This is a genomic window from Mycobacterium sp. TH-M103, assembly GCF_057473785.1.
Window position 1 is genome coordinate 1 of sequence record NZ_JBYCLG010000089.1, and the last position, 12,328, is coordinate 12,328.

The window sequence follows — 12,328 nt, forward strand, 5'->3', positions numbered from 1 at the left end:
CCCGCCCCCGGCGGCCCCAGCAAAACGAGTCTCACTTGAGGAACCCTTCGTAGTTGCGCTGCATGAGCTGACTCTCGATTTGTTTGACCGTATCCAATCCGACGCCGATCATGATCAGAACGGCCGTACCGCCGAACGGCAGGTTCTGTACCGCCCCGCCGTTGCCGATCTGCAGGAACAGGTTGGGCAGCACCGCGATGGCGCCCAGGTAGATCGAGCCCGGCAGCGTGATCCTGCTCAGGACGTAGCGCAGGTAGTCGGCGGTGGGCTTGCCCGGACGGATGCCGGGGATGAAGCCGCCGAACTTCTTCATCTCGTCGGCGCGCTCATCGGGGTTGAAGGTGATCGACACGTAGAAGTACGTGAAGAAGATGATCAGCCCGAAGTAGATGGAGATGTAGACGGGGTCGCTCGGGTCGGACAGGTAGGTGCTGACGAACTTGTCCCACCAGCTGTTGCCCATGCCGCCGCTGCCGCTGCGGATCAGCTGGGTGACCAGGTGCGGGATGTAGATCAGCGACGACGCGAAGATGACCGGGATCACGCCGGCCTGGTTGACCTTGAGCGGCAGGTAGGTGGAGGTGCCGCCGTACATGCGCCGGCCCACCATGCGTTTGGCGTACTGCACCGGGATCCGGCGCTGGCCCTGCTCGACGAACACCACGCCCACGATGATGGCCAGCGCGGCGACCAGGACGGCGGTGAAGATGACGCCGCCGCGGCTGTCCAGGATGGTCTTGCCCTCGGACGGGATGCGCGCGGCGATGCCGACAAAGATCAGCAGCGACATGCCGTTGCCGATCCCGCGTTCGGTGATCAGCTCGCCCATCCACATCACCAGCGCCGCCCCGCCCGTCATCACCAGCACGATGACGACCAGGGTGAAGATGCTCTGGTCGGCGATGATGTCCAGCGAGCAGCCCTGCAGCAGCCCGCCGTTGGCCGCCAGCGCCACGATGCTGGTGGCCTGCAGGACGGCCAGCGCGATCGCCAGGTAGCGGGTGTACTGGGTCATCTTGGCCTGGCCGGACTGGCCTTCCTTGCGCAACTCCTCAAAGCGCGGGATCACCACCGTGAGCAACTGCACGATGATGCTGGCCGTGATGTAGGGCATCACACCCACCGCGAACACGGTGAGCTTGAGCAACGCCCCGCCGGAGAACAGGTTGATCAGCGAGTAGATCTGCCCGGCCTCGCCGCCGGTGGCCTCTTTGATGCACTGCTGCACGTTGGGGTAGTTGACCCCGGGAGACGGCAGCGCGGCACCGAGCCGGTAGAGCAGAAGGATGCTGAGGGTGAAGAGGATCTTCCGTCTCAGGTCGACTGTCCTCAGCGACGAGATGAAAGCCGAAAGCACTCTATCCTCCTGCGCAGCCGAGGGTCATCCTGGTCACGCGCCCAGCACCCGCAGGCCAGGACGTACGGCCGACCTTATCTACAGCGCGTCGAATCGTGTACGAGACTAACAGCTGATCTGCGCAGTTTCGTTGGCGGGCCGTCGTGCCTGCGGTGCAGCGCAACGTCCGGACAATTCTTATACTTGCTAAGTATCGGCAGCCGGCGTTCCGGGGCGCGACCACCGGAAAGAATGGAGCAGCATGACGCGCAGTGATCAAGACAGCTGGGACCTGGCCTCGAGCGTCGGCGCCACGGCCACGATGGTCGCGGCGGCCCGCGCCCTGGCCAGCGAAGCGACCAACCCGATCATCGACGACCCGTTCGCGGCGCCTCTGGTCCGGGCGGTCGGGCTCGACTTCTTCCGCCGCCTGGTCGACGGCGAGGTGGTCCCCGATGCGCACGAGGACGGCGAGCGGGACCTGCAGCTGGAAACCGATTCGATCGCGGTGCGCACCCGCTTCTTCGACGACTTCTTCCTCAATGCGGCGCGCGACGGCATCCGTCAATCAGTGATCCTGGCCGCCGGTCTCGACGCGCGCGCCTACCGGCTCAGTTGGCCGCCCGGCAGCGTGGTCTACGAGGTCGATCAGCCCAAGGTCGTCGACTTCAAGAGCACCGCGATGTCGGACTTGGGCGCCGCCCCGACCGCGGACCGCCGAACCGTCAGCGTCGACCTGCGGGAAGACTGGCCGACCGCGCTGCGCGACGCCGGCTTCGACACAACCCAGCCGACGTCCTGGAGCGCCGAGGGCCTGCTGATGTACCTTCCGCCCGAAGCCCAGGACCGCCTGTTCGACAACATCACCGGGCTCAGCGCCCCCGGAAGCAGGCTGGCCACCGAATTCCACGGGGATGCGGGCCGGACCATGAGCGAACGCGCAAAGCAGTTCAACGAGCGATGGGCCAAAGTCGGCTGCGACATCGACTTGTCGGGACTGTTCTTCGACGGCGAGCGCAGCGACGTCGTCGACTACCTGACCGGTGCGGGCTGGCAGGTCAGCACCCGGCCCCGGCGTGAGCTCTTCGCCGACTACGGCCTCGTCTACCCCGACGACGAGGAATCCCAGCTCCGCAACATCGTCGCCGTCACCGCGACGCTACGTTGAACCCCTCGGGGCATCGGATCACGTTGGTGGGCGGGCCTGTGGATAACTGAGTTGTGCCGCTTGCTTTGTGGCCGTTAACTTGGCGGCGCGGCCCTTGGGTGATTAGCGCCGGCGGGTGGGCTGGGCGAGAATTCCGCGGGTGACTCCGTTGGTGGTGGATCCTGCGGTGTTGTCTGCTGCGGGCGCCGCGGTGGTGGGCGCCGGCGAGGGTCTGGCTGCGAATCTCACGGTGCTCACGGGTGGGTTTGCGGCCAACATCTTGCCGCCGTCACGAGCGAGATGGCCTGCTCATACAGAAGCCGGGAAGCATTCGCGGGACTCCCATCTAAACGGGCAGCACGGGCCTTGCGGTTTTCGAGACAGGGGCCGGACCTGCGGACTATGCGCCGCCACCTGGGATAACGCGCGAGCGATCTTTTTAGGAATGCCTGCCTCGATTGAGGATATCGCGCATCAGCGCACAATCCGGACGGAAGGCCGCTCCGGCCTGCCGACGGAATTCCACGATTTGGAGGCAACGGGTCGAACCGATCCGGCCTACAAGGATTGGTGGCACAACCCGATCATCGCTGCGGCGTGGTGGACAATCACGACAACGACACGACCGGAATCAACGCCGACGCCCTATGCGTTCTCGGCGGGCTTGGCGGCCGGCGCGCGGACGATCATCGGCACGGCGGGGAAGCACCACGCCATCTCCGAACGCGACTTGCGCAGCGCCGCCGTGCCGTAGCCCTTCTTGCGGTGATCGGGGTGGATCCAGATCCGTACGTCGACCTCGCCGCGCACCAGCTCGCCGAACACCATGCCGACCTTCTCGCCCGCCTCCTCGGCCACGAACCAGGCAGCTTCCTCGTCGTCGACGCGCCGCAGCGCCGCGTTGATCTCGTCGTCGAGGCTGCCGGCCGGCCCGCCGGAGCCGTCCCCGGCGCCCATCTCCGCGGTCCGCAGGGCGAAGAGGTCCCGGTCCGATTGCGCCGAGAACGGCCGCAGCTCGAGGTTCTCCCCCGAACTGGCCGGCCGTTCCTTGACGGTGAAGCTCAGCTGCTTGTTGAGGTCTTCGAGTTCGGCGAGGATCTTGCGGCGCGAATCTTTGGTCAGTTGGTCGAACGACATGCCCATCACGGCCTCGGCGGCCGCGTGCGACGTGTCCAGCAACGCGGCGACCGCCCCGACGGCGGCCGCCTTGTCCTCAGACTCGACAACGACGTCGGCTATCTCGTGGCGGCGTTCGAGGGCGTTCAACAGGGCATCTGCGATCTCTCGCCGGGCGGCTTTACGGTCCTGGTCGGTCATTGCACCAGATTAGATCGCCGTCGGAGGTAGCGCCTCGGGGCGTCGGCTTCCCAGCTCGAGGAACCGGTGGTAGCGATCCTCGACCGCCGCCGCCCACGCGGGCCGGGGCTCGACGACGCGCGCGGTGCGCGCCCAGCGGGCGGCATCGGCGATCGACGTCTCCAGGCCGGCCGCCATGCGGGCCAGGAACGCCGCCCCCAGCGCCGCGCCCTCGGCGACCTCGGAGACCTGCACGTCAAGGCCGGTGGCGTCGGCGACGGCCTGCATCCACGGCCCGACCCGGCTGCCGCCACCCGCGGCGACGAGGCGCGCCACCGGCGCCCCGCTCAGCTCGATGAGCTGACGCACCACGAAGCCCGACGCCTCGTAGGCGGCCCTGCGCAGCGCGGCGGCGTCGTGGGTCAGGTCGAGATCATCGAGCACGGCCCGGCGGTCCGGATCGTGGAACGGCGTGCGCTCCCCCCGGATGTAGGGCGACCACACCGGCACCCGCCGCGGGTCGGTCGCGGCCGCGTCGCCCGGCCCCAGGACGCGATCCACCCACCCCAGGAACAGGCCGCCGGCGTTGCTGGCCCCGCCGATCTGGCTCTTGCCCGCGGCCGTGTGCGGGATCGTCCACAGGCCGGGAACCTGCCGTGCCTCCGCCACTGTCACCCACACGATCAGCGTGGTGCCGAACAGCACCAGCACGTCGCCGTCGCGGTCGGCGCCGGCCACGATCTGTTCGCACAGTGCGTCGACGGCGCCGGTCGCCAGCACCGCGCCGGTCTGGCGCAGCCGGCCGACCGCGACCCCGATCGTTTCCACCCGCGGCATCTGCTCGACGGTCGCGCCGCGTTCGGCGCAGGCCGCCGCGTTCCAGCCGGTCCCGTTGAAAAGGGGGAATGTCGTTGCGGCGGTGGCAAAGTCGATCACGGCCTCGCCGGCCAACGCGTGATTGGCCACCGCCGGCGCCGGCCAGTACCCGGTCGCCCAGGGCGCCTCGGCCGCGGTCCAGCGCAGAAACTCCGCCGCCTCACCCACCGCGGGCAGCGGTTGGTCGGCCGTCCCCGGCCCCCGGCCCCGGGCGTCCCCATACAGCAGCCCCGGCGTGACGGGGACGCCGGCGGCGTCGACGGCGGTCAGCGACGGCACCATCGCCGCAACGGCGACCGCCTTCGCGTCGCGGCGGCCCAGTTGGTCCAGCGCCGCCACCGGGCCCCGCCGCCACGCCTCGTCGGCGTCGTGCTCGAGCCGGTCGGGGGCGGGCACCCGCAACCGGTGACCGATGCGCGCCCGTGCCGTCACGCGGCCGTCGGCGTCGGCGGCGACCGCTTTGACCGACGTGCTGCCGATGTCGATGCCGATTGTGACGGCTTCGCGTGACACGGGCGTCACCGTACGCCAGCATTGGCTCTCGTGACGTCCAAACCACGCGCCCTGGTGACGGCCCCGATGCGGGGGCCGGGGTTCGCCAAGCTCCGGGAGCTGGCCGAGGTGGTCTACGACCCGTGGATAGAGCAGCGGCCCCTGCGTATCTACAGCCCGGAGCAGCTGGCCGAGCGGATCGCCGCCGAAGACGCCGATGTGGTTGTGGTGGAAAGCGACTCGGTACGTGGGCCGGTGTTCGACCTCGGATTGCGTGCGATCGCGTCCACCCGGGGTGACCCCAACAACGTCGACATCCCCGGGGCCACCGCGGCCGGCGTCCCGGTGCTGAACACCCCGGGGCGCAACGCCGACGCGGTCGCCGAGATGACCGTGGCCCTGCTGCTGGCCGCGACCCGCCGGCTGCTGCCCGCGGACGCGGACGTGCGCGGCGGCAACATCTTTCGCGACGGGAGCATCCCGTATCAGCGCTTCCGGTCCTGGGAGATCGCGGGGCGCACCGCCGGACTGGTGGGCCTGGGCGCGGTCGGCCGCGCGGTGCGCTGGCGGCTGTCCGGGCTGGGCCTGCGGGTCATCGCCCACGACCCGTACAGCGACGAGGCCGAACACGGGCTCGACGAGCTGCTGGCCGAGGCCGACGTGGTGTCCCTGCACGCGCCAGTCAGCGACGAGACCGCCGGAATGATCGGCGCGGCGCAGTTCGCGGCCATGCGCGACGGCGTGGTGTTCCTCAACACCGCCCGGGCCCAGCTGCACGACACCGACGCGCTGGTGCAGGCGCTGCGCACCGGCAAGGTGGCCGCCGCGGGGCTGGACCACTTCGCCGGCGAATGGCTGCCGACGGACCACCCGCTGGCGGCCCTGCCCAACGTCGTCCTGACCCCGCACATCGGGGGCGCCACCTGGGACACCGAGGCGCGGCAGGCGCAGATGGTGGCCGACGACCTGGAAGCGCTGTTGGCGGGGAACGCCCCCGCCCATGTCGTCAACCCGGAGGTGCTGGGCTCGTGAGGTATGTCGACAACCCCGAAACCGCGGTCCTGGACGCGGCCAAGGACATGCTGCGCCGCGGCCTGGTCGAGGGCACCGCCGGCAACATCTCCGCCCGGCGCGCCGACGGCAACATCGTCATCACGCCGTCGTCGGTGGACTATCGCGACATGCGGCTCGACGACGTGGTGCTCGTCGACCCCGACGGCGCCGTGCTGCAGGCCGCGGAAGGCCGGTTCCCGTCGTCGGAGATGCAACTGCACCTGGCCTGCTACCGGGCGTTCGACGACGTCGGCAGCGTCATCCACAGCCACCCTGTCTGGGCGACGATGTTTGCCGTTGCGCGCCAGTCTATTCCGGCCTGCATCGACGAGTTCGCCGTGTACTGCGGCGGCGACGTCCGGTGCGCGGAGTACGCCGCCTCCGGCACGCCCGACGTCGGGCTCAACGCCGTGCGCGCTCTCGACGGGCGCGCGGCCGCGCTGATCGCCAACCACGGCCTGGTGGCCGTCGGCCCGCGACCCGACAAGGCGCTGCACGTCACAGCCCTAGTGGAACGCACTGCCCAGATCGTCTGGGGTGCAAGGGCCCTGGGCGGCGCGGTGCCCATTCCCGACGACGTCAACGGCAACTTCGCCGCCGTCTACGGCTATCTGCGTGCCAACGCGTGACGCACCGCTTCCGGCTCGGTCGCGCGGATATCGCGCGGGTGGTCGAGCTCCGATTCTCGTTGGGCGCCGACTCTTTCCCCGTGACGCCGCCGTCGGGGTGGCGCGACAACGCCGACCTGCTCGTGCCGGACTTCTTCGACCCCGAGACCGATCGGTGGCGTATCGTCGTCCAGAGCTGGGTCATCGAGGTCGACGGCCTGACGGTCGTCGTGGACACCGGCGTCGGCAATGATCGCCCGCGCCCGCACATGCCGCCCCTGGATCACCTCAACACGGGGTTCCTGTCGTCGTTGCGGGCGGCGGGGATCGACCGCGACGCCGTGGACGTGGTGGTCAACACCCACATCCACTCCGACCATGTCGGGTGGAACACGATGCTCGAGAACGGCGCCTGGGTGCCCACGTTCCCCAACGCCCGGTACGTGGTGGCGGCCGCGGACTACCACCACTTCCATCCCGAGGGGGCCGCGGCCCGGCGGCTACCGCGCAGCGAGCAAGAACAGACGCAGCAGCGCGGCAACGATCTGGTGTTCGCGGACAGCGTTTTGCCCGTGGAAGCACAGCTCGTCCGATGGTCCGACGATTACCGGATCAGCCCATCGCTGCTGCTGCGCCCGGCCCCCGGACACACGCCGGGTTCCTCGGTGCTCTGGCTCGACGCGGGCCGGCCCGCGGTTTTCGTGGGCGACCTCACCCACAGCCCGCTGCAGCTGCGCCGGCCCGCCGACGCGTGCGCCTTCGACGTGGACGCCCCGGCCGCCGCGGCCACCCGCCACCGCATATTCACCGAGGCCGCGGCGGCCAAGGCCGCCGTGATACCCGCGCACTATCCCGGCCGTGGCGGCGCCATGATCCGCTCGGTGGCCGACGGCTTCGACGTCGACCGCTGGCTGGACATCGAATCTCTCTGATCTGCTAGGGGATGCGTCGGACACGCCAGGCGCGGGGCGGCGTGCCGTGCATCCGTTTGAACGTCCTGCTGAAGTAACCCGGATCGGCCATTCCGACCCGCCTGGCCACCTCCGAGACCGGGAGGTCCGTCTCGGCCAAGAGCCCTCGGGCCACGGCCATGCGGCGTTCCACGATCCACTCGCCGACGGTACGACCGGTGCGGCGGCGCACGACCGTGGTCAGGTGGCCCGGCGTGATACCGAGTTCGCGCGCCACATCGCGCAACGACACCGGCTCGGCGTGACGGCGGTCGATCACCGCGAACACCTCGGCCAGCAGCGGCTCGCCGCTGCGCCGCAGATCGGCCACCACGTCGCGGGCCAGGCGCGCCAGATCGATCAGCAGCAGCGTCAAGTGCGCCAGCGCCGCCTGCCGATAGCCCTCCTGCCGGGCCGTGAGCTCGGCCTCGAGCGCCCGGATCGCGTCGTCCCACCTCGGCCGCCCGGCCACGGCCACCTCCAGCCGCAGCATCCCGCCCGACTGCCCGTGCAGAAACGGGAAGAGCAGCGGATGCGCGCGCCAGGTGGGCCACGGCGAACGCCCGTCCTCCCCGAGCGCCGCGGGGTCGAAAGACACCGCCACGCCCCCGTCGAGCGGGAGCAGCAGCCCGGGATCGAGCACCTCGCCCGCGGCGGCCACGTGAACCAGCCCGGCCGCGGGGACGTACCACAGCACCGGGAAGTCGTGGATGTGGCGGCGGGGTTCGAGTATCTCGTCGGGCCCGGGGCGCAGCACCGACACCGGAGGCGTGTCCGGGTCGGTCCGATATCGGTAGACCGGCACCCCCGCGCGGTGGCGGACCATCCGGGCCGGCTGCATCATGGTGTCCAAAAATAGTCCTGTTTTTCCCGATTATCTGCCAATTGTCCTTCCACCGCGTGGTTCAGCATGTATTCGTGACCAAACATCATCCTCATGACTACATGCCCGGCGCCGGCCACGACGCGTTGCTCCCCGCCTACGACCTGTTCGCCCGCCTGTTGGGCATGAAACGGGTGTACCGGACCCTGCTCGCGCAAGCCGAGCTCGACGACTGCCGCCGGATCCTCGAAATCGGATGCGGCACCGGGAATCTGAGCGTCATGGCCAAACGCGCCCAGCCGCTCGCGGAGGTGATCGGATGCGACCCGGATCCGCTGGCGCTGGCGCGGGCGCGGCGAAAGACGCACGAAATGAGCGGGATACGCTTCGACCGCGGCTATGCCCAGCGGCTGCCCTACGCCGACGGAGAGTTCGACCGGGTGCTGTCGTCGATGATGCTGCATCACCTGGAGGATGACGCGAAAACCGCCGCGGCGTCCGAGGTTTTCCGTGTCCTGCGCCCGGGCGGCAGGCTGCACCTGGTCGACATCGGCGGCGACATGACCGTCCGCGACGGCCTGGCCGCGTATCTGATGAGGCACAACCGTCATGCGGCCGGCAACCTCGGCGACGCGGTGCCCCGGCTGCTGCGTGCGGCGGGGTTCGCCTGCACGCTGATCGCCACGCATCGGCAGCGCGTGGTGGGGCGGCTCAACTACTACCGCGCGACGCGACCGGCCTGAGACCGGCACCGAGCCAGGTTGCCGCGATCGGACGAAGGCGTACAGTGGAGGAAGCTGTTAAATGGGCTAATTATTAGCAGAGTTGGACTAACTACTTAGGGGTACGACTATGACTTCCACCGGCTCCCGGTACGAGGGGGACACCTGGGACCTGGCATCCAGCGTCGGAGCGACCGCGACCATGGTCGCAGCGGCCCGCGCGATGGCCACCCGCGCCGACAACCCGCTGATCGACGACCCGTTCGCCGAGCCACTCGTGCGGGCGGTGGGCGTGGACCTGCTCGCCCGCCTGGCGAGCGGCGAACTGGACCCCGGCGAGCTCAACGACGTGCATGACGGCGCCACCGGCTCCGTCGGGGCCATGTCACGCATGGCCGACAACATGGCCGTGCGCACCAAGTTCTTCGACGAGTTCTTCCTGACGGCGACCGGGGCGGGCATCAGGCAGGTCGTGATCCTGGCCTCCGGGCTCGACGCCCGGGCCTACCGGCTGGCGTGGCCGGCCGGAACGGTCGTCTACGAGGTCGACCAGCCGCAGGTGATCGAGTTCAAGTCCCGCACACTGGCCGATTTGGGCGCCGCGCCCACGGCCGACCGGCGCGTGGTGGCCGTGGACCTTCGCGACGACTGGCCCACAGCCCTGCGCACCGCCGGGTTCGACCCCGCGCAGCCGACCGCTTGGAGCGCCGAGGGCCTGCTGGGCTATCTGCCGCCGGACGCGCAGGACCGGCTGCTGGACACCATCACCGAGCTCAGCGCGCCGGGCAGCCGGCTGGCCACCGAAAGCGCGCCCAATCCCGAGCCCGGTGACGAGGACAAGATGAAGGAGCGCATGCAGGCGATCTCCGAGCGCTGGCGCGCGCACGGCTTCGACCTCGACATGGCGGGGCTGGTCTACTTCGGCGACCGCAACGAGGCAGCCCCCTACCTCGCCGACCGCGGGTGGCGGTTGGACAGCGTCAGCATCCGCGAGCTGTTCGTGGCCAACGGGCTCCCGCCCCTGCAGGACGACGACATGCGCATGGGCGAGATGCTCTACACCAGCGGCACCCTCGAGAAATAGGAGCGCAAGCCGATGACCACGAATCCCGGACGTACCGAGGGCGACAGCTGGGATCTCGCGAGCAGCGTCGGTGCGACCGCCACCATGGTCGCGGCCTCCCGCGCGCTGGCCTCCCAGGGGCCCGACGCGCTGCTCGACGATCCGCTGGCCGACCCCCTGGTGCGCGCCGTCGGGTTGGACCCGTTCATCCGCATCATCGACGGAGAACTCGACTTCGACGACGACCCGCTACTCAACCGCAGAGCGCGGGTCGAGCAGATGACGGTCCGGACAAGGTTTTTCGACGACTTCTTCACCGGCGCCGCCGCAGACGGCGTCCGGCAGGCGGTCATCCTGGCCTCCGGCCTCGACACCCGCGCCTACCGGCTGCGATGGCCCGCGGGCACGGTGGTCTACGAGGTGGACCAGCCGCAGGTCATCGCGTTCAAGACCGAGACCCTGGCCGGCCTGGGCGCCGCCCCGACCGCCGAGCGCCGCGCCATCGGCATCGACCTGCGCGACGACTGGCCGGAGGCGTTGCGGCGCGGCGGTTTCGACGTCGGCCAACCGACCGCGTGGAGCGCCGAGGGGCTGCTGCCCTACCTGCCGCCGCAAGCCCAGGACCGGTTGTTCGACCACATCACCGCCCTCAGCGCGCCGGGCAGCCGGCTGGCCACCGAGCACGTGCCGGACCCCAACGCCTTCACCGACGAGCGGTTGCAGCGCATCACGGAGCGGTGGCAGCGCGCCGGTTTCGACCTCGACGCGGCCGACCTGTTCTATCAGGGTGAGCGCAGCGTCGTGGTCGACTACCTGAGCGGCCACGGCTGGCAGGTGGCGGCCCATGCGGTCAGGGACCTGTATGCGCAGAACGGTTTCGAGTTCCCCGAGGAGCTGACGGCCGCCTTCGGCGACCTGAACTACGTCGCCGCGACGTTGAAGTAGGGTCGTCCCATGGCGCGCGCTCACGACGACAGCTGGGACCTGGCCACTAGTGTGGGCGTGACCGCGACGATGGTCGCGGCCGGGCGCGCCATGGCGACCCGGGACCCGCGGCGCCTCATCGACGACCCGTTCGCCGAGCCGCTGGTGCGCGCCGTCGGGGTGGACTTCTTCACCAAGCTGTTGGACGGTGAGCTCGACCCGGCGGCGTTCGAGAATGCCTCACCGGTGCGCATGCAGGCGATGGTCGACGGAATGGCGGTGCGCACCCGGTATTTCGACGACTACTTCGCCGCGGCCACCGGGTCGGGGGTCCGTCAGGCGGTCATTCTCGCGTCCGGGCTGGACGCACGCGCCTATCGGTTGCCGTGGCCGTCCGGCACGGTGGTCTACGAGATCGACCAGCCCGAGGTGATCGACTTCAAGTCGAACGCCCTGTCCGGCATCGGCGCCGAGCCCACCGCGGTTCGGCGCACCATCCCCATCGATCTGCGCGCCGCCTGGCCCACCGCGCTCACCGCGGTGGGACTGGACACGGCGGCGCCGACGGCGTGGCTGGCCGAGGGGCTGTTGATCTACCTGCCACCGGATGCCCAGGACCGGTTGTTCGACGACATCACCGCGCTCAGCGCGCCGGGCAGCACGATTGCCACCGAATTCGTGCCCGGCATCGTGGATTTCGACGCCGAGCGGGTGCGGGAGATGTCCACTCCGTTCCGGGAGCACGGCGTCGACATCGACATGGCGTCGCTGGTCTACGCCGGCGAACGCAACCACGTCGTGGACTATTTGCGGTCGAAGGGCTGGAACGTCGAGGGGGTGACCCGCACGGAACTCTTCCAACGCCACGGCATGGACGTGCCCGCGGCGGAGAACGACGACCCGCTCGGCGAGATCATCTTCATCAGCGGCACTTTCGCCGGCTAGCGGGAGTTTCCGGCCTTCGTTGATCGACGGCCTGATTTGCCCTGGTGGGGTTGGGTTTTTGGGCAGGGTTGGTGTATTACCCAAGTCGTTGTG

At 69.6% G+C, this 12,328-nt stretch carries 12 protein-coding genes; 8 read left to right on the forward strand and 4 right to left on the reverse strand.

Annotation, left to right across the window (positions count from 1 at the left end):
* Nucleotides 1–31: 31 nt before the first annotated feature.
* Nucleotides 32–1,357 (reverse strand): preprotein translocase subunit SecY, encoded by a 1,326-nt coding sequence (secY, locus tag AC2VOR_RS05115; RefSeq protein ID WP_369740506.1) that lies wholly within the window; start codon nucleotides 1,355–1,357, stop codon nucleotides 32–34.
* A gap of 241 nt (nucleotides 1,358–1,598) precedes the next feature.
* Between secY and AC2VOR_RS05120 the strand changes: the two genes are divergently transcribed.
* A complete protein-coding gene (locus AC2VOR_RS05120) occupies nucleotides 1,599–2,504 on the forward strand; it encodes a class I SAM-dependent methyltransferase (protein ID WP_369740508.1) in 906 nt (301 codons plus the stop codon).
* Between the two features lie 624 nt (nucleotides 2,505–3,128).
* Here AC2VOR_RS05120 and AC2VOR_RS05125 read toward each other — a convergent pair.
* Nucleotides 3,129–3,800 carry a GNAT family N-acetyltransferase gene (locus AC2VOR_RS05125; RefSeq protein ID WP_369740510.1) on the reverse strand — a complete coding sequence of 224 codons (672 nt, stop codon included), beginning with the start codon at nucleotides 3,798–3,800 and terminating at the stop codon, nucleotides 3,129–3,131.
* Between the two features lie 9 nt (nucleotides 3,801–3,809).
* The gene (locus AC2VOR_RS05130; protein WP_486963309.1) at nucleotides 3,810–5,168 is read right to left on the reverse strand and encodes a xylulokinase; all 1,359 of its coding nucleotides are present in this window, start codon (nucleotides 5,166–5,168) and stop codon (nucleotides 3,810–3,812) included.
* Between the two features lie 30 nt (nucleotides 5,169–5,198).
* Here AC2VOR_RS05130 and AC2VOR_RS05135 point away from each other — a divergent pair, with 30 nt between their 5' ends.
* Genes AC2VOR_RS05135 through AC2VOR_RS05145 form a run of 3 tightly spaced genes read left to right on the forward strand, consistent with a single transcriptional unit; the run spans nucleotide 5,199 to nucleotide 7,740 of the window.
* Nucleotides 5,199–6,179, forward strand: a complete 981-nt coding sequence (locus AC2VOR_RS05135; RefSeq protein ID WP_369740512.1) for an NAD(P)-dependent oxidoreductase — start codon at nucleotides 5,199–5,201, stop codon at nucleotides 6,177–6,179.
* Complete coding sequence (locus tag AC2VOR_RS05140; protein ID WP_369740513.1) at nucleotides 6,176–6,829, forward strand: L-fuculose-phosphate aldolase; 654 nt, start codon at nucleotides 6,176–6,178, stop codon at nucleotides 6,827–6,829. The genes AC2VOR_RS05135 and AC2VOR_RS05140 overlap by 4 nt, the downstream gene beginning before the upstream one ends.
* A complete protein-coding gene (locus AC2VOR_RS05145) occupies nucleotides 6,826–7,740 on the forward strand; it encodes an MBL fold metallo-hydrolase (protein WP_369740514.1) in 915 nt (304 codons plus the stop codon). The genes AC2VOR_RS05140 and AC2VOR_RS05145 overlap by 4 nt, the downstream gene beginning before the upstream one ends.
* Before the next feature lie 4 nt (nucleotides 7,741–7,744).
* Here AC2VOR_RS05145 and AC2VOR_RS05150 read toward each other — a convergent pair whose 3' ends face one another.
* Nucleotides 7,745–8,602, reverse strand: a complete 858-nt coding sequence (locus AC2VOR_RS05150; protein ID WP_486963310.1) for a helix-turn-helix transcriptional regulator — start codon at nucleotides 8,600–8,602, stop codon at nucleotides 7,745–7,747.
* A gap of 74 nt (nucleotides 8,603–8,676) precedes the next feature.
* Here AC2VOR_RS05150 and AC2VOR_RS05155 point away from each other — a divergent pair, with 74 nt between their 5' ends.
* The 4 genes from AC2VOR_RS05155 to AC2VOR_RS05170 all read left to right on the forward strand — a co-directional run bounded on the left by AC2VOR_RS05155 (nucleotide 8,677) and on the right by AC2VOR_RS05170 (nucleotide 12,235).
* Nucleotides 8,677–9,324, forward strand: a complete 648-nt coding sequence (locus tag AC2VOR_RS05155) for a class I SAM-dependent methyltransferase (RefSeq protein WP_486963311.1) — start codon at nucleotides 8,677–8,679, stop codon at nucleotides 9,322–9,324.
* A gap of 109 nt (nucleotides 9,325–9,433) precedes the next feature.
* Nucleotides 9,434–10,387, forward strand: coding sequence for a class I SAM-dependent methyltransferase (locus AC2VOR_RS05160; protein WP_369740515.1), 954 nt, complete (start codon nucleotides 9,434–9,436; stop codon nucleotides 10,385–10,387).
* A gap of 12 nt (nucleotides 10,388–10,399) precedes the next feature.
* Nucleotides 10,400–11,311: a class I SAM-dependent methyltransferase gene (locus AC2VOR_RS05165; protein WP_369740516.1), complete on the forward strand. Its 912-nt coding sequence runs from the start codon at nucleotides 10,400–10,402 to the stop codon at nucleotides 11,309–11,311.
* 9 nt (nucleotides 11,312–11,320) lie between these two features.
* Entirely contained in the window at nucleotides 11,321–12,235 is a 915-nt protein-coding gene (locus AC2VOR_RS05170) for a class I SAM-dependent methyltransferase (RefSeq protein ID WP_369740517.1), read from the forward strand.
* The last annotated feature ends 93 nt before the right edge of the window (nucleotides 12,236–12,328 follow it).

Excerpts from the sequence above, each read along its gene's own strand:
- AC2VOR_RS05165 (WP_369740516.1), top strand. The coding sequence starts at position 10,400 with ATGACCACGAATCCCGGACGTACCGAGGGCGACAGCTGGGATCTCGCG.
- AC2VOR_RS05170 (WP_369740517.1), top strand. The coding sequence starts at position 11,321 with ATGGCGCGCGCTCACGACGACAGCTGGGACCTGGCCACTAGTGTGGGC.
- AC2VOR_RS05150 (WP_486963310.1), bottom strand. The coding sequence starts at position 8,602 with ATGATGCAGCCGGCCCGGATGGTCCGCCACCGCGCGGGGGTGCCGGTC.
- AC2VOR_RS05120 (WP_369740508.1), top strand. The coding sequence starts at position 1,599 with ATGACGCGCAGTGATCAAGACAGCTGGGACCTGGCCTCGAGCGTCGGC.
- AC2VOR_RS05125 (WP_369740510.1), bottom strand. The coding sequence starts at position 3,800 with ATGACCGACCAGGACCGTAAAGCCGCCCGGCGAGAGATCGCAGATGCC.
- AC2VOR_RS05160 (WP_369740515.1), top strand. The coding sequence starts at position 9,434 with ATGACTTCCACCGGCTCCCGGTACGAGGGGGACACCTGGGACCTGGCA.